General features: G+C 70.4%; 20 protein-coding genes. 5 read left to right on the plus strand and 15 right to left on the minus strand.

All coding sequences use genetic code 11. The features are described 5' to 3' along the window. Positions 1 to 20: 20 nt before the first annotated feature. From ACLKM7_RS04945 to ACLKM7_RS04965, 5 genes are read right to left on the minus strand one after another with little or no spacing between them, the layout of a single operon-like run. Entirely contained in the window at positions 21 to 1,217 is a 1,197-nt protein-coding gene (locus tag ACLKM7_RS04945) for an acyl-CoA dehydrogenase family protein (RefSeq protein WP_436446050.1), read from the minus strand. Beyond that, entirely contained in the window at positions 1,214 to 2,095 is an 882-nt protein-coding gene (locus ACLKM7_RS04950; protein ID WP_436446051.1) for an amidohydrolase family protein, read from the minus strand. Before ACLKM7_RS04950 ends, ACLKM7_RS04945 begins: the two co-directional genes overlap by 4 nt. Next, a complete protein-coding gene (locus ACLKM7_RS04955; RefSeq protein WP_436446052.1) occupies positions 2,092 to 3,711 on the minus strand; it encodes an AMP-binding protein in 1,620 nt (539 codons plus the stop codon). The genes ACLKM7_RS04950 and ACLKM7_RS04955 overlap by 4 nt, the downstream gene beginning before the upstream one ends. 18 nt (positions 3,712 to 3,729) lie before the next feature. Further along, a complete protein-coding gene (locus ACLKM7_RS04960) occupies positions 3,730 to 4,635 on the minus strand; it encodes an SDR family oxidoreductase (protein ID WP_436446053.1) in 906 nt (301 codons plus the stop codon). Next, complete coding sequence (locus ACLKM7_RS04965; protein WP_436446054.1) at positions 4,632 to 5,093, minus strand: MaoC family dehydratase; 462 nt, start codon at positions 5,091 to 5,093, stop codon at positions 4,632 to 4,634. The genes ACLKM7_RS04960 and ACLKM7_RS04965 overlap by 4 nt, the downstream gene beginning before the upstream one ends. Positions 5,094 to 5,236: 143 nt before the next feature. On the opposite strand from ACLKM7_RS04965, the gene ACLKM7_RS04970 reads away from it, so the two are divergent. Continuing rightward, positions 5,237 to 6,055: an IclR family transcriptional regulator domain-containing protein gene (locus ACLKM7_RS04970; protein WP_436446055.1), complete on the plus strand. Its 819-nt coding sequence runs from the start codon at positions 5,237 to 5,239 to the stop codon at positions 6,053 to 6,055. A gap of 4 nt (positions 6,056 to 6,059) precedes the next feature. Here ACLKM7_RS04970 and ACLKM7_RS04975 read toward each other — a convergent pair whose 3' ends face one another. Both ACLKM7_RS04975 and ACLKM7_RS04980 read right to left on the minus strand, forming a co-directional pair. Next, on the minus strand, positions 6,060 to 7,184 hold the full coding sequence (locus ACLKM7_RS04975; protein WP_436446056.1) for an NDMA-dependent alcohol dehydrogenase: 1,125 nt from the start codon (positions 7,182 to 7,184) through the stop codon (positions 6,060 to 6,062). Positions 7,185 to 7,284: 100 nt separating this feature from the next. Next, positions 7,285 to 8,730 carry an aldehyde dehydrogenase gene (locus ACLKM7_RS04980; RefSeq protein WP_436446057.1) on the minus strand — a complete coding sequence of 482 codons (1,446 nt, stop codon included), beginning with the start codon at positions 8,728 to 8,730 and terminating at the stop codon, positions 7,285 to 7,287. Between the two features lie 119 nt (positions 8,731 to 8,849). Between ACLKM7_RS04980 and ACLKM7_RS04985 the strand changes: the two genes are divergently transcribed. From ACLKM7_RS04985 to ACLKM7_RS04995, 3 genes are read left to right on the plus strand one after another with little or no spacing between them, the layout of a single operon-like run. Beyond that, a complete protein-coding gene (locus tag ACLKM7_RS04985; protein WP_436446058.1) occupies positions 8,850 to 10,598 on the plus strand; it encodes a dihydroxy-acid dehydratase domain-containing protein in 1,749 nt (582 codons plus the stop codon). Next, positions 10,595 to 11,968 (plus strand): FAD-dependent oxidoreductase, encoded by a 1,374-nt coding sequence (locus ACLKM7_RS04990; RefSeq protein WP_436446059.1) that lies wholly within the window; start codon positions 10,595 to 10,597, stop codon positions 11,966 to 11,968. The genes ACLKM7_RS04985 and ACLKM7_RS04990 overlap by 4 nt, the downstream gene beginning before the upstream one ends. Before the next feature lie 56 nt (positions 11,969 to 12,024). After that, positions 12,025 to 12,471: a MarR family winged helix-turn-helix transcriptional regulator gene (locus ACLKM7_RS04995; protein WP_436446060.1), complete on the plus strand. Its 447-nt coding sequence runs from the start codon at positions 12,025 to 12,027 to the stop codon at positions 12,469 to 12,471. A 21-nt stretch (positions 12,472 to 12,492) separates the two neighbouring features. Here the strand turns inward: ACLKM7_RS04995 and ACLKM7_RS05000 are convergent, their stop codons facing one another. Genes ACLKM7_RS05000 through ACLKM7_RS05035 form a run of 8 tightly spaced genes read right to left on the minus strand, consistent with a single transcriptional unit; the run spans position 12,493 to position 19,006 of the window. Continuing rightward, positions 12,493 to 13,290: an ABC transporter permease gene (locus tag ACLKM7_RS05000; protein ID WP_436446061.1), complete on the minus strand. Its 798-nt coding sequence runs from the start codon at positions 13,288 to 13,290 to the stop codon at positions 12,493 to 12,495. A gap of 1 nt (position 13,291) precedes the next feature. Continuing rightward, positions 13,292 to 14,125 (minus strand): ABC transporter ATP-binding protein, encoded by an 834-nt coding sequence (locus ACLKM7_RS05005; protein ID WP_436446062.1) that lies wholly within the window; start codon positions 14,123 to 14,125, stop codon positions 13,292 to 13,294. Positions 14,126 to 14,154: 29 nt separating this feature from the next. After that, entirely contained in the window at positions 14,155 to 15,255 is a 1,101-nt protein-coding gene (locus tag ACLKM7_RS05010; protein WP_436446063.1) for an ABC transporter substrate-binding protein, read from the minus strand. A 59-nt stretch (positions 15,256 to 15,314) separates the two neighbouring features. Next, on the minus strand, positions 15,315 to 15,776 hold the full coding sequence (locus ACLKM7_RS05015) for an aconitase X swivel domain-containing protein (protein WP_436446064.1): 462 nt from the start codon (positions 15,774 to 15,776) through the stop codon (positions 15,315 to 15,317). Continuing rightward, positions 15,773 to 17,056, minus strand: a complete 1,284-nt coding sequence (locus tag ACLKM7_RS05020) for an aconitase X (protein ID WP_436446065.1) — start codon at positions 17,054 to 17,056, stop codon at positions 15,773 to 15,775. Before ACLKM7_RS05020 ends, ACLKM7_RS05015 begins: the two co-directional genes overlap by 4 nt. A gap of 12 nt (positions 17,057 to 17,068) precedes the next feature. Next, on the minus strand, positions 17,069 to 17,353 hold the full coding sequence (locus tag ACLKM7_RS05025; protein WP_436446066.1) for a hypothetical protein: 285 nt from the start codon (positions 17,351 to 17,353) through the stop codon (positions 17,069 to 17,071). Beyond that, positions 17,350 to 18,465: a hypothetical protein gene (locus tag ACLKM7_RS05030; RefSeq protein WP_436446067.1), complete on the minus strand. Its 1,116-nt coding sequence runs from the start codon at positions 18,463 to 18,465 to the stop codon at positions 17,350 to 17,352. Before ACLKM7_RS05030 ends, ACLKM7_RS05025 begins: the two co-directional genes overlap by 4 nt. Position 18,466: 1 nt before the next feature. Next, positions 18,467 to 19,006, minus strand: coding sequence for a UGSC family (seleno)protein (locus ACLKM7_RS05035; protein ID WP_168913094.1), 540 nt, complete (start codon positions 19,004 to 19,006; stop codon positions 18,467 to 18,469). Between the two features lie 192 nt (positions 19,007 to 19,198). On the opposite strand from ACLKM7_RS05035, the gene ACLKM7_RS05040 reads away from it, so the two are divergent. After that, complete coding sequence (locus ACLKM7_RS05040; protein WP_436446068.1) at positions 19,199 to 20,815, plus strand: AMP-binding protein; 1,617 nt, start codon at positions 19,199 to 19,201, stop codon at positions 20,813 to 20,815. Position 20,816 lies beyond the last annotated feature (1 nt).

Raw genomic sequence — 20,816 nt, forward strand, 5'->3', positions numbered from 1 at the left:
ATCGGCAGGCGGGATTCCGCTCAGCGGGTGAAGGCGCTGTGTCCCGTCAGGGCGCGGCCGACGATCAGGGTGTTGACCTCGCGTGTGCCTTCGAAGGTGTACATCGCCTCGGCATCCGCGAAATAGCGCATCACGTCGTGCTCCAGCAGCACGCCGTTGCCGCCTACGATCTCGCGCGCGAGCGCCACGGACTCGCGCAGTCGGTCGGCCGCGACGAGCTTGATCAGGCTCGGCGAGACATCGTCGCCGATGGGATGCGTGGTCGTGCGCACCGCGAGCGCGAGCGTCTGCGCGATGTTGGCGACGATGCGCACGAGCTTGTCCTGGATGAGCTGGAACCCGGCGATCGGGCGCCCGAACTGCTCCCGCCGCTGCGCATACTCGACCGCCGCGGCGTACGCCCCGAGCTGCATGCCCGCCGCGCTCCACGCGATGTCGGCACGCAGTGAGCGGAACGCCCGGTTGATGTCGCGGAAGCTCTCGATCCGCGGAAGCCGGCGCTCCTCAGGAACGACGACGCCGTCGAGTCGGATGTCGGCGTTGTGCACCATGCGTGTGGCGCCCTTGTGCGGGATGACGGAGCGCTCGACGCCGGGCGTCTCGGCGGGAACGACGAACGCGAGCACGCGCTCCCCGCCCTCCTCGCGCGCTACGACCACGATGTTGTCCGAGATCGTGGCGTTGCCGATCCAGCGTTTGGCGCCGTCGATCACCCACCCGTCCTCGGTGCGCCGTGCCGTCGTCGACATGCCGCCGGCGACATCGGAACCGTGGTCGGGCTCGCTCAGGGCGAAGCATCCCGTGAACGAGAAATCCAGGATGCCGGGATCCCAGGCCGCGATCTGCTCGGGGCTGCCGCCCGCGTGGATCAGCGTGCGGAACATGCCCACCTGGCCGCCGTAGGTGATCGACATCGCGAGGTCGAGCCGGCACAGCTCGAGCGTCACGAACCCGCGGTACAGCGGTCGCAGCCGACGGACGCCGCCCTGCACCGCGGGGTCGTCGAGCAGCTCGGGGTCGTCGAGCAGATGCAGGTCGGCCAGCGGCCGCCGGAAGTCCGCGAGCGACTCGCCGCGCTCCCAGCGCTCGACCAGCACCGGCCGCACGTTCTCGTCGAGGTACGCGCGCAGTCGCGCGAGCTTCGCCCGCTCGGCCGGCGCGAGGTCGTCGGCGAACCCCAGCAGGTCGCCCGGATACTCCAGCGTGGGGCTCGTCATGCCGGCACCGCCTCGTCGAGACCCAGCAGCCGGACGGCGTTCTCCTTCAGCACGAGGCGCTCGACCTCTTCGGGCAGCTCGAGGCCCGCGAAGTCGCGCAGCCAGCGATCCGGCGTGAGCGCCGGGAAGTCCGAGCCGAACAGCATCTTGTGCTTCAGGTAGGTCCGCGTCGCGCGCACGAGCGCGGGGCTGAAGTACTTCGGCGACCAGCCGGAGAGGTCGATCCACACGTTGGCCTTGTGCGTCGCGATCGAGATCGCCTCGTCCTGCCACGGCACGCTGGGGTGGGCCATGATGATCGACAGTCCCGGATGCCGCGCCGCGACGTCGTCCAGCAGCATGGGGTTCGACAGGCTCAGACGCAGGCCGAGGCCGCCGGGCACTCCGGCACCGACGCCGGTCTGGCCGGTGTGGACCACGATGGGGAGCCCGAGCTCCTCGATGGCGCCGAACAGCGGGATGAAGCGCTCATCCGACGGATCGAAGCCCTGCACGGTCGGGTGGAACTTGAATCCGCGCACCCCCAGCTCGGAGGCCTGCCGGCGCAGCTCGTCGATCGCGGCGTTGCCCTGCAGCGGGTCGACCGAGCCGAACGCGATGAGCGTGTCGGCGTTGCGGGCGGCGCCGGCGGCGATGTCGTCGATGCTGTTGGGGGCGTGGCCGGAGTTGGTGGTGGCATCCACCGTGAAGACGACCGCCATCATGTCGCGCTCGCGGTAATACTGCGCCGTCTCGTCGACGGTGCGCACCGGCTCGGAGCTGCCGAAGTAGCGGTCCATCGCCTCGCGCTGCTCGGGCGAGGCGCCGAAGCGCCCGCTGTCGTCGACCTGGATGTGGACGTGCGTGTCGATCGCGCGGATGCGCTCGAGGCCGGTCATGCGGATCCTTTCTGGGCGTTGTCCTTGAGGGCACGGTCACCCACGACCTCGGCGCGCAGGCTGCCGACGTCGACCTTTCCGGTGGGCGTGCGGTCCATCGACGCGCGGAACAGGATGTGCCGCGGGCGCTTGTACCCGGCCAGCAGCCCGTCGACGTGGGCGAGGAGCTCGTCGGCCGAGACGTCGTCGGCGCGTTCGACGACGGCAGTCACGACCTCGCCGAACCGCGGATCGGGCGCACCCAGCACCACGACGTCCGCGACGGCGGGGTGGGTCAGCAGCGCCTCCTCGACCTCGAGGGGGTACACCTTCTCGCCGCCGGTGTTGATGACGCCGCTGCCGCGACCGAGGAACTCGATGTGCAGGTCGTCCTCGACCCGGACCCAGTCTCCCGGCACGACGTGGCGGACGCCGTCGATCACGGGAAAGGTCTCGGCCGTCTTCTCGGGATCGCCGTGATAGCCCAGCGGCAGCGCGCCACGCTGCGCGAGCACCCCGAGCGATCCGGGACGGTTCTGCACCTCGTTGCGATGCTCGTCGAGCACGACCGCCGTCGGGAAGAGCCGCGGACGCCCAGGGAGGTCGTCGACACCCGTCGTGGTCGTCACGGCGAAACCGCCGCCCTCGGTGGAGGCGAGCAGATCGAAGATCGACAGGTCGCCGAGCGCGTGGAGCCGGCGCTTCGATTCCGGGCTGAAGCGCATGCCCGAGCTCATCACCGACGTCACCGTCGGGAGGCCGACCTTGAGCCGCTCGGCGGCTTCGACCAGCGGGATGGTGACGGCATCCCCCGCGACGATCAGGCGCGTCGCACCGGCCTCGGTCGCGAAGCGCAGCGCGGCCTCGGCATCCAGCCGTGCCGATGACGTGACGAGCACGGTGCCGCCGAGTGTGAGGGTGTTCATCGACGTGGTCAGCGCGGTGCCGTGCATGAACGGTGCCAGCGGCAGGTTGACGATGTGCGGTGTCGCCGGATCGACCGCGACCGCGACCGCCTCGTCGAGCGTCTGCGGCCACGGCAGATCGCTGAGCGAGTAGGTGGCGAACATCTGCACCTCGAACATGTCCCGCTCGTCCCAGCGCACCGCCTTGGGCCGTCCGGTCGTGCCGCCGGTGTAGATCCACAGCTCGGTGCCGTCGGGCGTGGCCGCGGGCAGCGGCGTCTCGCCGGCGACGGCTTCGGTCCACGGGATGCCGGGAGGGGGTGGCGTCGCGTCGTCGACGATGCCCACCAGGGTGACGTCCGCCGCGGACTGCTCGACGGCATCTGCCGCGACGTTCGAGAGCGACGTCGGGTGGATGAGCACCTTCGCCTGCGAGTCGTCGAGCAGCGCCGCGACCTCCGCCGCCCGGAACCGGAAGTTCAGTGGCACCGGCGTGATGCCTGCAGCCAGGCACGCGAAGAACGTGATGAGGAACTCGGGGCGGTTGTAGAGCAGGATCGCCACGCGGTCGCCCGGCGCCACACCTCGCGCGGCGAGCGTGGCCGCGAGCGCACCGGCCTCGCGGGCGAAGCGGGCGTAGGTCCAGATCTGTCCGTCGATCGTGCGGATCGCGATGCGGTCGGGCAGAGCGCGCGCGACCGCCTGCCAGAGATCGGCATAGTGTCCGTGCATTTCAGAACCCCCGCATGCTCAGTGCTTGGAGGGACCCGAGTGCTGCGCCTGAGCCGCGAGCTGCGCGTGCCAGGCCTCGTCGATCTGCTCCGGGCTCCAGCCCCCGTCCTGATCGAGCGTACGCAGCACCGCCGGGTGCGCGTACAGCGTCAGCCGGTCGCCGCCGATGCCGATGGCCTGTCCGGTCACGTCGGCCGCGGCATCCGACGCCAGCCACACGATGAGCGAGGCGACGTCCTCGGGGGTTCCGAGCGCGTGATCGCGCCGGTACTCGACCGGGATCGGGGCGCCCGCGACGTACTCTTCGTACACCTGGGCGTAGGCCGGGATGGTCGCCGTCATCGGCGACAGCGCGGTCGGGACCACCGTGTTCGCGGTGATGCCTGCCCGTGCGAGCTCGAGCGACCACGTGCGGGCCATCGCGACCAGACCCGCCTTGGCGGTGGCGTAGTTGGTCTGGCCGAAGCTGCCGAACTGACCCGCGGGCGAGCCGATCAGGATGATGCGCCCGCCTTCGCCCTGCTCGCGGAGGTAGGTGGCCGCGGCCCGGCCGCACGTGAACGATCCGCGCAGGTGCGTCGCGATGACGGCGTCGAAGTCGTCGTCGCCCATCTTCCACAGCACGCGGTCGCGCAGCACGCCCGCGTTGGCGACCAGGATGTCGAGCCGGCCGAACTCGGCGACGGCCGCCGCGACGAGCGCGTCCGCCGTCTCGGTGGGTCCGACGGGTCCGACCGAAGCGACGGCACGCCCGCCGGCGGAGCGGATGTCGGCGACGGTCTGCTCCGCCGTCTCGGCGTCGACGTCGTTCACGACGACGGCCGCCCCCGCATCGGCGAGCGCGAGCGCGTAGGCGCGACCCAGGCTGCGGCCTGCGCCCGTGACGATCGCGACCTTTCCGTCGAGGCTGACCCCGCCGCTCACTTGTAGTACCTCAGGACGAGCTCGGCCACGCACGCGGGCTTCTCGACCCCTTCGATCTCGAACGTCACCGGCACCTCGACCTGCCAGCCGCCTCCGATGTCGGTAACGGACTTGATGTGGCCGTGCACGCGCACGCGCGCGCCGACGGGGACCGGCGCGGGGAAGCGCACCCTGTTCATGCCGTAGTTGATGCCCATGCCGACGCCGGTGACCTTGAAGATCTCGCGCATGTGCGGCACCACGAGGCTGAGGGTGAGCAGACCGTGCGCGATGCGCGTGCCGAAGGGGGTGGATGCCGCGAAGTCGGCGTCGAGATGAATGGGGTTGTCGTCGCCCGAGACCTTGGCGTACAGGTTCACCTCGTCTTGCGTGATCTGTCGCCAGCTGGAGGGACCGAAGGTCGCCCCCTCGAGATCGGGCAGCTCGTCGATCGTCACGGAGACGGCCGTTGCGGTCATGACACTCCTCTTTCGCATCCTCGCGTCGCGCAGCGCGCGCAGCCCTCGTCGGCTTGATTCTCAGGCTACCTGAAACAGCACGCCCGCGCACCTGTTCCTTTCCACCACGCGGAAGCCGACGGCGGGCCGCCTAGGATGAGGCCGTGACCGCAGAGCGTACAGATCGTTCACGCGACCGCGTGCAGAGCATCGAACGCGGCATCGCCGTGCTCCGTGTCTTCGACGGCCGCCCACCGCAGCTGTCTGCGGGCGAGGTGGCCGCTCGCGCGGGCCTGCCCCGCCCGGTCGTGCGCCGCATCCTCCTCACCTTCGAGCACCTCGGCTACGTGCGCAGCGACCGGGGCGTGTGGGGGCTGACACCGCGCATCCTCGAACTCGGCGCGGCATACTTCGCGGACTCGTCGCTGCCGGTGATCGCCCGTCCGGCGATGGAGGACGTGGTGCAGCAGCTGCGCGAGACCTGCAGCCTCGGGGTGCTGAGCGGCGTCGACGTGATCCACGTGGCCCGCGTCGAAGACCACCGGCCCCTGCCCGGCTCGGTCCGCGTGGGCGAGAGCCTGCCGGCCTCCGCGACGGCCATCGGCAAGGTGCTCCTCGCCGCGCTCGACGACGATGCCCTCGACGCGGCGCTGCCGCTCATCGACTGGGAGCCGCACACCCCGCACACGATCTCCGACGCCGCGTCGTTCCTGGACCGGATTCGGCTCGTGCGCGGGCGCGGCTATGACATCTCGATCGAAGAGCTCAATCCGGGCATGGTCGCCGCCGCGGTGCCGATCATCGTGAGCGGCACCGCGGTCGGTGCGGTCGGCGTCTCGTCCACGACCGTGCGCCAGGACGAGGCATCCCTCGCCCGCGACGCAGTGCCGCTGCTGCGCACCGCCGCCCAGCGCATCGCGCAGGGCTACCTCGGCGCGAACCCGCACCTGCACCGGACCGCCGTCGCGGGCACCGCCGGCTGAACCCTCAGAACCGGATGCCGCCGCGGATGTTGCGTCCTTCGACCATGTCGCGGTAGCCCTCGTTGATCTCGTCGAGCGTGTACATGCGCGTGATGAGCTCGTCGAGCTTGAGCTGGCCCGCGTCGTACATCTGGATCTGGCGCGGAACATCGGCGCGCGGATTGGCATGCCCGTAGATCGTGCCCTGGATGCGCTTCTGATAGCGGGTGAGCTCGAGCGGGCTGATCGGGATGCTGGTCTCGCTGTCGGGCGCGATGCCCGTCACGACCACGACGCCGCCCTTGCGGATCGCCGACACCGCCTGCGCGACGTGCGCGCCCTCGACGACGCTCACCGAGACGATCGCGCGATCGGCACCCTGGCCGTTCGTGACCGACCGCGCGTAGTCGGCAGCCTCGTCCATCGTGGCGAACGCGTGCGTCGCGCCGAGTTCGAGCGCCTTCTCGCGCTTGAACTCGACGGGGTCCACAGCGATCACCGACACCGCGCCGGCATGGTGGGCGCCTTGCACGGCGTTGATGCCGATGCCGCCGATACCCATCACGATCACGACGTCGCCGGGCCGGGTCTCGGCCGCGTAGACCGCGCTCCCCCACCCCGTGCCGACGCCGCAGCCGAGCAGCCACATCTTCTCGAGGTCGGAGCCTTCGGGCAGCTTGATCGCCGAGTCCACCGACACCAGCGTGTACTGCGAGAACGAGCCGACCTGGCACATCTGCCCGATCGGGGTGCCGTCCGGCAGCGCGAAGCGGTAGCTGTCCTCGTCGTCGAAGCGGTGGCCGGCGAGCAGGTAGCGACCGCGATCGCACAGGTTCGTCATGCCCGTGGTGCACCAGCGGCACTTGCCGCAGCTGGGGATCCAGGTGAACACGACGGCGTCGCCGACCTCCCAGCCCGGGGTGCCGGGCCCGACGGATTCGACGATGCCGGTGCCCTCGTGCCCGCACACCATGGGCAGGTGGCCGGCCACGCTGTCGCCGGTCATCATGTGGTAATCCGAGTGGCACATGCCCGCCGCGACCATGCGCACGCGGATCTCGTTCTGCCGCGGATCGCCGACCTCGACGTCCGCGATCTCGAACTCTCCGGGAGCCTGACGGACGATGGCGGCGCGGGACGTGATGGGCATGATCCTCCTTCGGAGCAGTGCGGGTGAGCGTCATCGCTCATTATCAGGTTACCTGTAATTGACGTCACACGTCGAGGTCGGATCCCGACCCGAAGCGGGCTCAGCGGAAGATCGAGGTGCTCTCGCGGTAGTTCTCGATCGCCTCGGGCCCGAACTCGCGGCCGAGGCCCGAGTCCTTCACACCGCCGAAGGGCGATCCGAGGTCGGGCCGGTAGCCGTTCAGGCCGATCGAGCCCGTCCGGACGCGCCGCGCGACCGCGAGCGCGGCATCCTCGTCGGCACTGAAGACCGCACCGCCCAGTCCGTACCGCGTCGCATTGGCGATGCGGACCGCGTCGTCGACGTCGACGTACGAGTGCACCGTGATCGCCGGCCCGAAGATCTCCTGCTGCGCGATCATGCTGTCGGGGGCGGCGTCGGTGATGATGCGCGGGGCGAAGAAGTGTCCCATGTCGTTGGGGGCGGCCGTGTCGCCGGCGAGCACCGTCGCGCCATCGGCCTGCGCCTGCTCGACCATGCCGGACACACGTGCGAGCGCGCGCGCCGACACCAGCGGGCCGACCTCGGTGGCGGCATCCTGCGGATCTCCCATCCGCAGGTCGCGCGCGAGGTCGACCAGCGCGTCCACGATCTGGCCGTAGCGGGATGCCGGAGCCAGCACCCGCGAGAGCGAGACGCAGTTCTGCCCGGTGTTGGCGAACGACGCGACCCGCAGGCCGGTGATCACCTGCTCGAGGTCGGCGTCGTCGAGGATGATCGCGGCGGACTTGCCGCCGAGCTCGAGGGTCGCGGGGATCAGCCGCTCCCCCGCCGTCGCGGCGATGTGCCGGCCGGCGGCGGTCGAACCCGTGAACGCGACCTTGTCGACGCCGGGGTGCGCCACCAGCGCGCGACCGGTCTCGGCACCACCCGAGACGATGTTGATGACCCCCGGCGGAAGCCCGATGGTCTGAGCTGCGACGGCAAGGTTGAAGATGTCGAGGGGCGACTCCGCGGCAGGCTTGATCACGACGGTGCATCCGGCGGCCAGCGCGGGCCCCAGCTTGAGCGTCGTCGAGGACTGCGGGTGGTTCCACGGCACGATCAGTGCGGCGACGCCGAGCGGCTGCCGCAGGTGCAGCGACGAACCCTCCCGGTCGACGTTCGGTCGCACCTGCTCGCCTTCGAGTCCGCGCGCCACGCGCGCGTAGTAGCGCAGGTGCTGCACGGGTCGCATGCCGTTCATGAAGCGCGCGACCGAGATCGGCTGCCCGATCTCGTCGGTGACGAAGGCGGCAGTCTCGGCGGCACGGGCCTCGAGCTCATCGGCGAGCCGGTCGATCCAGTCCCCGCGCTCCGCCGGCGACAGGCGGGGCCACGGGCCGCGATCGAACGCGACGCGGGCAGCGAGCACGGCCCGATCGACATCCTGCGCGGTGCCGTCGGGCGCATGCCCGATGAGCGATCGATCGAAGGGATTCTCGACGGCGATCAGCTGCGAGCCGGTCGACTCCGCGAACTCTCCGGCGGTGAAAAGGCGTTCCTGAACCTGCGTTGCTTCGGGCACGGCGTCAGGCTAACACCGCCCCTTCGTCCTTGTCACGCATTGCGACCGTGCGACCGCAATGCGTACACTCGAGGCAGCGGTCTCCTCCGCGCACGTTCGCCGACGACGATGAGGATGCGATGACGCACCTGCGCAGCAACATGTCCGATACTTCCGCGCTGGGAATCGCCCGGCGGGCTCAGTGGAAGGCGCTCGGCATCGGCGCCGACGAGCTGACCAAGCCCAAGATCGCGATCGTGAACACGTCGTCCGATCTGGCCGCCTGCTACGCGCATCTCGACGACATCGTGCCCATGCTCAAGGAGGAGCTGCGCGCGCTCGGCGCGCTGCCGTTCGAGATCCGCACGACGGCGCCGTCGGACTTCATCACCAGCGTCGGGCGCGCGGGCCGCTACATCCTGCCCAGTCGCGACCTGATCGTGAACGACATCGAAGCCGTCGTCGAGGGCGCGCGCCTGGACGCGATGATCTGCCTCAGCTCGTGCGACAAGACCACGCCCGCGCACCTCATGGCGGCCGCCCGGCTGAACATCCCGACGATCGTCATCGCGTGCGGCTACCAGCACAGCGGGCTGGCCGAGGGCCGCGAGGCCGATGTCGAAGAGGTGTTCCTGCTCGCCGCGCAGGCCGCCGTCACCGGTGAACCGCGCGATGACCTCGCCGAGCTGGCCGACGACGCGATCCTCGGACCCGGCGTCTGCGCGGGCCTGGCCACCGCGAACTCGATGCACATCGCCGCCGAGGCGCTCGGCATGGCGGTGCCCGGCTCCACGCCGGTGCGGGCCAACAGCGAACGGATGTGGGATGCCGTGCGCCGGTCGGCCGCGACGCTCATGTCATCGATCGAGAACGGAATCCTCCCCCGCGACATCATCACCGCCGGCTCGGTGCGCAACGCCGCGCGTGTGATGCTCGCGATCGGCGGTTCGATGAACACCATCAAGCACCTGCAGGCGGTCGCGGTCGAGGCCGGCGTCGACATCGACGTGTGGGAGACGTACCGCGAACTCGGCCGCCAGACGCCGCTGCTGTGCTCGGTGCGCCCGAACGGGCCGCGACTGGTCGAGGAGTTCGAGGATGCCGGTGGCGGCGCGACGATCATCCGGGAGCTGCTGCCGCTGCTCGACGGCGACCAGCTGACGATCACGGGACGAACCCTCGCCGAGAACGCCGCCGACGCCCGCCCCGCCGACGGCGGGATCATCCGCACGGTCGCCGACCCGTTCGGCACCGACCCCGCCATCACGGTGCTGCGCGGCACACTCGCCCCGGGCGGCGCCGTCGCCAAGCGGCCTGTCCCCGACACCGGCCGCAAGCGCTTCACCGGCCCTGCCCGCGTCTTCGCGAACCGCGAGGAGGCCATCGCCGCCATCTCGAACGGGCGCTTGCGCGCCGGCGACGTGGCGGTGATCCGCGGCATCGGCGTCTCGGGCGGCCCCGGCATGGGCCTGACGTCGGCGTTCATCTTCGCGCTGCACGCCAAGGGCCTCGCGCAGAGCGTCGCGCTGGTCACGGACGGCCAGTTCAGCGGCCTCGTCAACCAGGGCGTCACGATCGGCGAGGTCTCTCCCGAGGCCGCTGCCGACGGACCGCTCGGCCGCCTGCGCGACGACGACGTGATCGACATCGATCTGGGCGCGGGCACCGTCGATCTGCTCGTGAGCCCGGAAGAACTGGCGGCGCGCGCGCCGTACTCTCCGCCGGCCGACCTCGACACCGGCGGCGGCTACCTCGATCAGTACCGCGAGCTGGTGCAGCCGCTCGCGTGCGGGGCGGTGCTGTGCCCCCGGCCCAGCAGCGCGTGTCATCCCGGCACGGGCGAGGCATCCCTCGCTTCCACAGCAGCCACCGCAGGAGGAACCCGATGAGCGATCCCACCGTCCACCTTCCCGCCCGCGACGTCCCGGTCCTCGGCGAGTACGACGTCGTCGTGATCGGGGGTGGCCCCGCCGGGATCATGGCGGCCACGGCCGCCTCGCGCGCGGGGCGCTCGACGCTGCTCATCGAGCGGTACGGCTTCCTCGGCGGCGCCGGCACGATGGGCGGCCTCAGCACGTTCTGCGGCCTGCACGCCCGCGTCTACGGCGAGGACGTGCGTGTGATCCGGGGCTACACCGACGAGCTGCTCGACCGGCTCGAGAAGCTCGACGGACTGAACGCCCCGCACCTGTCGGTCGACAACCGGATCATGGCGCAGGCCTTCGACATCTCGGCATACAAGATCGCGGCCGACGACCTGGTTCTCGCGGGCGGCGCCGACCTGCTGTTCCACGCCAGCGTGCAGGGCGTCGTGATGGACGACGCGCGGCTCGCCGGCGTCGTGGTCGAGTCGAAGTCGGGCGCGGGCGTCGTGCGCGGCCGCTTCTTCATCGATGCGTCCGGAGACGGGGATGTCGCAGCCTGGGCGGGCGCCCCGTTCGAGCGGTCGCCGCACCTGCTGTACCCCTCCCTGATGTTCCGTATCAACGGCGTCGACTTCGTCGAGGCCGGCGAGGCCTGGAAGACCATCCGGCGCCTGATGGAAGACGCCGAGGCCGCCGGCACCCACCGCTTCCCCCGTAAGAAGCCGATCGTGCGCCCGCAGCGCAACCCGCTCGAGTGGCGATCGAACCTCACGCAGCTCTCGAACGACGACGGCTCGGCGATCGACGGCACCGACGTGCACCAACTGACGCGCGGAGAGATCCAGGGCCGGCGTCAGGTTCGCGAGACTTTCGACTTCATCCGGCAGGTGACGCCCGGGTTCCAGGACTCGTACGTCGTCGACATCGCGCCGCAGATCGGCATCCGCGAGACCCGGCGAATCGTCGGCCCGTATCAGCTCACCGAGGACGACGTGCTCGGCTGCGCCGACTTCGACGACACCATCGGCGTCAACGGCTGGCCCGTCGAGGCGCACGTGCAGGGCGACGTCGAGTTCCGCTTCGCACCGGCAGACTCCCGCGGCTACAACCAGCTCCCTTTCCGGATGCTGCAGCCCCAGGGCGTCGACAATCTCCTCGTCGCCGGCCGCTGCGCCTCGATGACGCAGCTCGGCCAGTCGTCGGGCCGGGTCACCGGGCCGTGCTTCGTCATGGGCCAGGCCGCCGGCACGGCAGCCGATCTCGCACTGGCCGGGAACGGGGCATCCGCCGCCGTCGACATCGCGGAGCTGCAGCGACGGCTCGAGCGCGACGGCGCCTATCTCGGCACCAGCCTGCCGGCACAGCCGGCCGAGCCCGCGGAGATCACGCGCTGAGATCCCGCGCACAGCGGCACCCGGCGTTACCCTGAACGCGGGGGCGAAGGGGCCGGATGGAACACACCAACTTCACATACGTCATCAAGCAGGTGGAACTCGCCCTGCGCCCGTACATCGAGGGCGCGTGCGCCGCGGCCGGTATGACGACGGCGCAGTACACGGCACTCACGGTGCTCGAGCGCCGGCCCGGCATCACCAGCTCGGAGCTGGCGCGACGCTCGTTCGTGCGCGCACAGACGATGGCGCAGACGATGGATCCGATGCTGGAGGCGGGCCTGGTGCGGCGCGAGCGCGACCCGGAGCACGCCCGACGGCTGCTGCTCTACCTCACCGACACCGGAGCTGCGGCAATCGCGCAGGCGCGGCCGCGTGTGGACGAGCTCGAGCAGCTGATGATGAGCGAGTTCACCGACGAGGAGGGCGTGGCGTTCGCGGACTACCTGCGTCGCGTACGCCACGCCCTGCGCTCGGGGACCCCCGCCCTCGCGGAGAAGAGCTGACCGGACGGCTCTGTCGGACCCTCAGGCCGTCGCGGTGCGCAGCCCGTAGACGGACTCGTGCCACGGGATCACGAAGCGCTTGGCCTCGTTGACGATCAGGTACAGCACGAGACCGATGAGCGACAGCAGCAGGATCAGGGCGAACGTCCGTGCCGCGTCGAGCGAGTTCATCGCCCGCACCACCATGGCGCCCAGTCCCTCGCTGCCGCCGAGGTACTCACCGACGATCGCGCCGATCGTGGCCAGCACGATCGCGACCTCCATGCCGGCGAACAGGTACGGCTGCAGGCTCCGCAGCTCGAGCTGCGTAAAGGTCTGGGCACGTGTCGCGTTGAGGCTCGTCATGACCTCGTGCTGACCGCGCTCGACCGAACGTACGCCCAGCAGCACGTTGAGCATGACCGGGAAGAACGCCAGCAGCGCGGCCAGCAGGATCTTCGAGGTCATGCCGAACCCGAACCAGATCACGAACAGCGGGATGAACGCGACCTTGGGCGCGACCTGCGCGATGACGATCAGCGGGCGGATGCTGACCTCGAGCCAGGGCAGCTTGCCCAGCACGACGCCCACGATGATCCCGAGGACGACGGCGATCGCGAATCCGGCGAGGATCTCGGTCACCGTGATCCCTGCCTCCTCCCACGTCGCAGGGTCGGTGACCAGCGTGACGAATGCTGCGCCGACGTCCGCCGGCGGCGGGAAGACGAACGGGTTGACGTTCGTGACCGTGACGAATACCTGCCACGCGATGATCAGCAGGATCACCAGCGAAGGCGTGACGATCCAGGGCAGCAGCTTGGCCATGCGAGAGCGCGGCACGTCATTCCTCCTCGTCGAGGTCGTGCCGGAGGGCACGCACGATGTCGTTGAACTCGGGCGTCGTCTGCAGGTCGACCGTGCGAGGCTTCTCGAACTCCACGGGCAGGATCTGCCGGATGCGTCCGGGTCTGGGCGTCAGGTGCACGACGCGGTCGGCCAGGAACACGGCCTCGGGGATGTCGTGGGTCACGAACACCACCGTCGAGTTCGTCTCCAGGACGATGCGCTGCAGCTCGAGGTTCATCCGTTCGCGGGTGAGCGCGTCCAGCGCGCCGAACGGCTCGTCCATCAGCAGCAGATCAGGCTCGGTGCTGAGGGCTCTCGCGATGGCGGCGCGCTGCCGCATCCCGCCCGACAGCTCGCGCGGGTACGAGTTCTCGAAGCCCGCGAGCCCCACGAGGCCTGCGAGCTCGGCGGCGCGTGCGCGCCGCTCCGCCTTGCGCACGCCGCGGATCTTGAGCGGCAGCGCGATGTTGTCGAGCACGCTGAACCACGGGAACAGATTGCTCTCCTGGAACACGAACCCGAGTCGCGTGACGGCGGATGCCTCGACCCGGCCGTCCCGCCACAGCTGACGGCCGTCCACCGCGATGGTTCCGCTGCTCGGCGCGAGCAGGCCGCCGATCATGCGCAGCAGCGTCGTCTTGCCGCATCCGGATCTTCCGATCAAGGCGACGAACTCGCCGATCCGGATGTCGAGGTCGATGCCCGACACCGCGTGGGTGACGCCGGCCTTGGTGTGGAAGTCGCGTCCGATCCCGCGGATCTGCAACCGTGGGATGGGGCGGCCGACCTCTGCGTCGGTGACGGGTGGAGCGAGAGTGTCGTTGCTCAAGGTGGGGGCCTCTCTTCGTCGGATGAGGATCACTCCGCGGGCAGCAGCTCGTCGGTGATCCAGTCTGTCGGGTCCTGTCCGCCCTCGAGCATGCCGGCGTCGACGTAGGCGTCATATGTCGCCTGCCACGCGTCGAGGTTGTTCTCGAGCAGGCTCGCCTCGCCGGACTGGTCGACCCACGTCTCGGTGGTGTAGACCTCGAGCGCCGCGGTTGCGACCGCGTCGTCCTCCAGCGCGGGGAACGCCCAGTCGCCGCTGTCGCGCAGTGTCTTCAGCACGTTCTCGAAGTCGTTCGGGGCGTCGTCGATGACGTCTTGCACCGCCTCGCGGATCGCCGCGAGGAAGGCCTGGATGTTCTCCGCCTTCTCCGGGTCCTCGATGTTGGACGCGGTCGTGAGCCAGGTCTGGATGTCGGGGGCCTCGCTGAGACCTGCGTCGTCGATCACCGCATCGTCGTTCTGCGCGCCGATTCCGATCGACGTGTCCAGGCTCACGATGTAGCCGTCGAGCTGACCCTGACGTACCACCTCGAGTGTCGCGGCCGTGACGGGAACCGCCTGCCGCGTCACCGAGTCCTGCGGGATGTCGGCAGCGCCCAGCGTCAGGTCGAGAATCTTCTCGCTCGTGCCGCCGACGGAGCCCATGCCGATGGTCTTGCCCTCCATGTCTTCGGGCGATTCGATCGGCGCGTCCTCCACCGACACCATGCGCAGGTTCGACTTGTACGCCATCGTGCCGACCGAGCGGATCGGCTGCCCGTCCTCCATGGCGGGGAACACGTCCACGGTGCTGGCGCGCGTGATGTCGGCGGCACCGCCGAGCAGCGACTGGATCGCGGCGGAGGTGCCCTGCACCGGCTGCAGCTCGACGTCGAGGCCGTGCTTCTCGAAGTAGCCGCCCGAGTAGGCGAACATCTCGGGGGTGAACGTGAAGGACTCCAGCGGCAGGAAGGTGACGACCGTCATCGGCTTCAGCTCGGCGGGCTCGTCGCCGCCGCCGGCGGAAGCGGCGTCGGGCGTGCCGCCGGCGCAGCCGCTCAGAGCGAGGGCTCCTGCGGCGAGAAGTGTCGCCGCGGTGCGGATGATGCGCCGGCGAGACCGGGTTGCCGGGTGTGCGGTTGCCGTGGTCATATCTGACTCCTGTGTCGGATCTGCGTCCCCGCCGTTGCGGACGACGGCCTCGAGTCTTGTCAGTGCCGTCCGCGCTCTCCAGCGGGCTTTTCACTCATCGAAAGGGTGTCTCCGGGTCGCGTCAGAATGACGACCGTTCCGGCATCCCCGTCCACCCGCACCATGTCGTCGGTGCGCACCGTGATGACGGGATCGGGCAGGGCGCCCACGACGGTCGGCACCCGTGTGACGATCGCGCCGAGCGCCGCCTTCGTGGTCATGACCGTGAACACCATCGCCGCGGGGGCGGTGCCGAGCAGGCGGGTGCTCTGGAAGAACCCCGACCACCCCGACGACCCCTTCGCACCCGGAAACACCAGCACCTTGCCGGTGAAGCATACGCCGAACAGCTCATGGCGCGGTTCGATGACCGTGCCTGCGGCGACGTCGATACCGCCGAATCCCGAGATCGGCTCGCTGGTCACCAGAGCCGGCGCTTCGACGACGCCGCCGACGATGCCTCGACCCTGCATGAGGATCATGCCGACAGGGCTCCGTGCCAGCGCCCGGTGACGGCGGCGTCGATGCACTCCTGCAAGGTGCCGAACCATGCCTCTATCCCGAGGATCGCCGGCAAGTAGTGCGCCTGCTTGGCGGAGTCGGTCGCGAACACCCGCGTCCCGGGAGGCGCGGCGCGCGACATCGCGGGGCACGAGTCGGTGAGCACCTTGCCGCCGGCCGCCGTGATGGCGCGGGTGTAGCCGCTGCGGTCCGCGACCGAGCGCAGGGCCCGCGGCGTCATGACCCACAGCTCGGTGTCGGCGTGCAGGCGGCGTCCATCGAGCAGCTGAGCGATCTCGGCCAGCTGATCGAGCGAGGCGTGCGGGCATCCGAGCAGGATGAAATCCACGTCGTCGCTGTCGCCTTGACTGTTGAGCGCCTCGTACACCTCGCGACGCGCCGCGCGGTCGTAGACGAGCGGCTCGGGCACGGCCGCCCCTCCGAACGCCGCGTCGAGGTCGGGCGCCTCGGGCGTGACTCCGGGCAGGTGGTACAGCTCGACCCCTCCCGAGGTCGCGGCCGCCGCGCCGAAATGCTTCAGGTCGGCGAGGTCGGGCTGGCCGAGCGCGCCCACCACCGCGGGTCGCGCCTCCTGCACCACGTCGCCCACGAAGTACCCGAGCATCCCCCAATCCTGGAAGCTCTCGACCTCCACGTCGGCGCGCACCAGGTGCGTCGCCGAGCGCTGCGCGGGATCGTGGTTGCCCCAGTACGGGATGCGGCCGGTCAGTGCCGCGGCGCCGGTGGAGGCCGCGCCCTCGCAGTTGGTGCGGGCGCCGAGCACCGAATTGCAGTAGACGACGGCCGACGACTCCATCCACGCGACGTGCTCGCCGCGCACCGGCAGGTTACCCACCTGGTACGGCGTGCACGTCGCCAGGATGTTCACACCCCGCTCGCTCACGAAGGCCTCGGCGTCCTCCTGCAGCGCGATGGACGAGTCCGGGTACGGGGTGAGCCCCGACGCGTCGGTGCCGAACCCGTGCTGCAGCTGACACGTCGGCACCTTCATCCGCGGGATGTCGAGATCGCGGTCGCAGTCGAGGTTGGTCACGGCATACACGCGCGACCAGCCGCCCTCGGCGAACAGCGCCGCCTTGGCCGGAGACGGCTGCGTCATGGTGCCGGCGACGTTGCGGGTCTCGACAAGGCGCTCCGCCCCGAGCGCGTCGGCATATCGGATGAGCAGGTCCATCGCGGCGGCGACCGCGTCGCCCTCGGCGCCGTCGCGCATCCGCTTCTCGTCGTCGGTCAGCAGCATGAGGCGCTCCCGTCAGTGGCCGCCGTTCGGCAGTTCGACCCGCTCCAGCGTGTACGGCGTGGGCTCGAGCGCCGTCGACATGATGGCCTCCATCACGCGCGTGGGCACCAGGCAGTCTGCGCAGGCTTCGGCCGTCGCGTCGATCCGCACCACGATGCGGTCCTCGGCGGTCGGCTCCCAGCTGAGCAGGTAGCCGTCCGCGGCCATCATCTCGGTGAACGGCGCGAGCGCGGCATCCACGTCCTTCTGCTTCGTCTCCTGCAGGGGCGCCTCCTGCGGGCGCGTCGCCTCGGTCATGAGCGGCCTCCGATCTTGCTGTACGAGTACGGGTTCTCTCGCGGCGGGTTGAGGGTGAAGACCTCGACCACCGCCGAGACGCCGGCGTTGTCGGCACCGGCGACCATGATCTGGATCGAGGTGGGGTGGCTCAGCACCCGCACGAGCGACGGATCGTCGGTGGCGCTGGCGGTGTCGGGCATCGAATCCGGATGCTGCGACGACAGGCGCCACCTGCTCTTGCGCGACAGCGCGTCCTTACCGACGGCCGAGAGCTCTTCGCGGGTGCGCGTGGCGTGCGCGAACACGAACTGGCGCAGGTCGTCCTTGCTCCAGCCGGCCGTCGCGAACACGTCCGCGTGCTCGGGGGTCAGCACGAGCAGCGCGCTGGTGTACTCGTGGATGAGCGCACCGGTGCGCCGCACCGTGTCGGCGAGGTCGAGCGCCAGCTGCTCGGGCTCGCTGGTGTGGCGCGCCTCGATGTGCACGACCGAGCGGATGACGTACGCCGTCACGACGCTGTCGGACGCGTCGAAGCCGTACTCCGTGTGGAGCGGCGCCCACGGGCTCTGCTCCTCGTTCTCGGCGATGCACGCCGAGTACTTCGCGGGCGTTCCCTGCGTGGCCTGGTCGAGGCGGTGCGGCTGCAGGCCGAACACGTTGATGCAGCCCAGCCGGATGGCGCGGCCGATCGTGGCGTTCGCACGGAAGCCCGACCCGAAGATGTTGCCCTGGCTGTTGAGCCCGATCTCTTGGCGGATGGGCCCGTTCACGACCAGGAACGGCGCCGTGCCGGTGGTGGACTGCCAGATGCCGCGCGCGGGGTGCGGCTCCTGCGCGATCGCCTCCCAGGCCGCCACGACGACCGGGAAGTACTCGGGCAGGCATCCGGCCATCGCCGCGTTGATCGCCGCGAGACGCACCGTGAGGCTGCGGTTCAGGTGGGGGATCGTGAACAGTACGTCCGCGCCGTCGTGGGGCACCGTGTCGAGGAAGCGCTCCAGGTACGACTCCGTCACCGGGACGACGGGCAGGCCGTCGGTCCAGTCCTTGGCCCAGTAATACTCCAGCACCTCCCGCACGCGGTCGGCGTCGACATCCGGTGCCGTCGTCACATCAAGGGTCGTCGACATGTCAGTCCTCCACTCCCAGGATCCGCAGTACTTCGGGCAGCGCGGCCAGCGCCCGCTCACGCACCTGCTCGGCGGTCAGGCTCGCCATCGGGTGCGCCACGGCGTGGAAGTCGAAGCCCGGAAAGCCCTGCACGGCTGCCATCGCGCGGCCCGACATCAGGAACGAGTCCGACGTGATGCTCACGGTGGGCACGCCGGCGCGTTCGAGCAGGATGCCGTCGGCCACGGTCGCGGCGCTGCACGATCCGCAGTCGCCGACCGCGGTGATGACGACGTCGCACTCGTCGGCGATCCGCTCCAGCAGCTCTGCCGTGGCCGGGGTTCCGAAGTAGTCCTTCGTGTAGAGCCGCGTCTCGCCCGCGCCGTATCGGCTCTGCAACTCCGCGCCGATCTCTTCGAGCAGCAGGGTGGCATTGGGCTTGGTGTTGTCGAGCAGCCCGATCCGCAGGCCGTTGAGCGTGACCGGGCGCGGAGAGAGCGTGCTCTCCTGCCCCGCCTCGTCGGTGCCGGTGGGATCGAGAAGCAGTTCGTGTATCGCCATGGCGAGTGCCTTCCGTCTTCGAACGTCGCGTCACTGTGACACGCGGCATCCGCGACGGTCCCCTGTGGTTTCCATACAGCGAAAAGCCGCGTCGCCGCCCGCCTGGCGGCAAGGGATGCTGGAGACCGCACCGCGCGCGGCTTCGGCCTGCGCGGACGGGACGACGACGCCCAGGACGAAGACGGAGACGAAGTGACCGCACCGCACTACAGCGACCTCTGGCAGGCCATCGCGCAGGCCGAGCCCGACCGTCCGGCCGTCATCACGCGCGACGAGACGGTGACGTATGGGCGCCTCGCCCACGAGGCCGGCGCACTGGCCCGTCACCTGGTCGAGCGCGGCGTCGGGCAGGGGGACGCGGCGGCGATGCTGCTGTACAACAGGCCCGAGTTCCTCGCCTTCATGTGGGCGTGCCTGTCGATCGGCGCGGCTCCCGTCGCGATCAACTACCGGTACCGCGCGGGCGAGGTGCGAGAGCTGCTGGAGGACTGCGACACGCGGGTGCTGCTGACGACGACCTCGCTGTCCGAGATCGCGCGCGAGGCGAGCGACGGGCTCGACGTCCAGGTCGTCGAGATCGACGACGGTGGGCGCGTGCACGACGACGCGGTCGATTACGCGGACGTGATCGCCGCCGGCGGCGCGCTGCGGGCCGTCGCCCCGCGCGGCGCCGAGCTGCGGCTGTACACCGGCGGCACGACGGGCCGTCCGCGCGCCGTCGTGTGGGACATGGACACCCTGCTCATCGCACGCCAGCAGTCGACGTGGGGCATCATCGGGCTCACTCCGCCCGACGACCTCGACGGCGCCATCGCGATCGCGCTGGATCCGCGGACGCCCCGCGTGGTGACGCTGCTGCTGCCGCCGCTGCTCCACGGCACCGCCCAATCGACGACCATGGCGACGCTCGCGCTGGGCGGCACCGTGCTCATGCACGCGGCGCCGCGCATGGACATCGACGAGGCACTCCAGCTCGCGCTCGCGCACCACGCGACGCGCGTCGTCGTCGCCGGCGACGCCCTCGCGCTGCCGCTGGCAGAGGCCGCCGAGCGCTTGGGGACCGGGCTCCTCCATGTGCGCATGGTCATCAGTTCCGGCATGCGATTCAGCGACGAGACCAAGCGGCGGCTGCACGCACTCGGCGAGCTCACGATCGTCGACATGCTGGCCTCCAGTGAGGGCGGGCCGTTCGCCTTCGGCATCACCCATGGCGAAGACGACCTGCCCACGCGACTGACCATGACGCCGGGCACCGTGCTGCTGGACGAGGACCTGAACGAGATCCAGGCGGATGCCGGTGCCCTCGGCATCCTGGCCTTCCGGGGTGTGCTCCCGAAGGGGTATCACGGCGACCCCGAGCGCACCGCGCAGGCGTTCCCCACGATTCGCGGCCACCGTTACGTGATGCCGGGCGATTGGGCCCGCGCCGACGGGACCGGCGGCATCGAGCTGCTCGGGCGCCTCAGCGCCGTGGTCAACACGGGCGGCGAGAAGGTCTTCCCCGGCGAGGTCGAAGAAGCGCTGCTCGCGCACCCCGCGGTGGACGATGCCGTCGTGTTCGGGCTGCCCGACACCAGGTTCGGCGAGGCGGTGAGCGCGATGGTGGCGCCGCGACCGGGTGCCACGATCGACGTGCCCCAGCTGCTCGCCTCGGTGTCGGAGCGCCTCGCGGGCTACAAGCGCCCGCGGCACCTGTTCGTGCGCGAGTCGCTCGAGCGCACGCCGACCGGCAAGGTGGAGCTGGCGCGCGTGAAGGCCGACGCGGCGAGCGAACTCGCCGCACGCGAGCCGGCGGCCCGCGCCGGCTGAC

It is taken from the genome of Microbacterium sp. I2, from assembly GCF_051364985.1.
Lineage (GTDB): Bacteria > Actinomycetota > Actinomycetes > Actinomycetales > Microbacteriaceae > Microbacterium.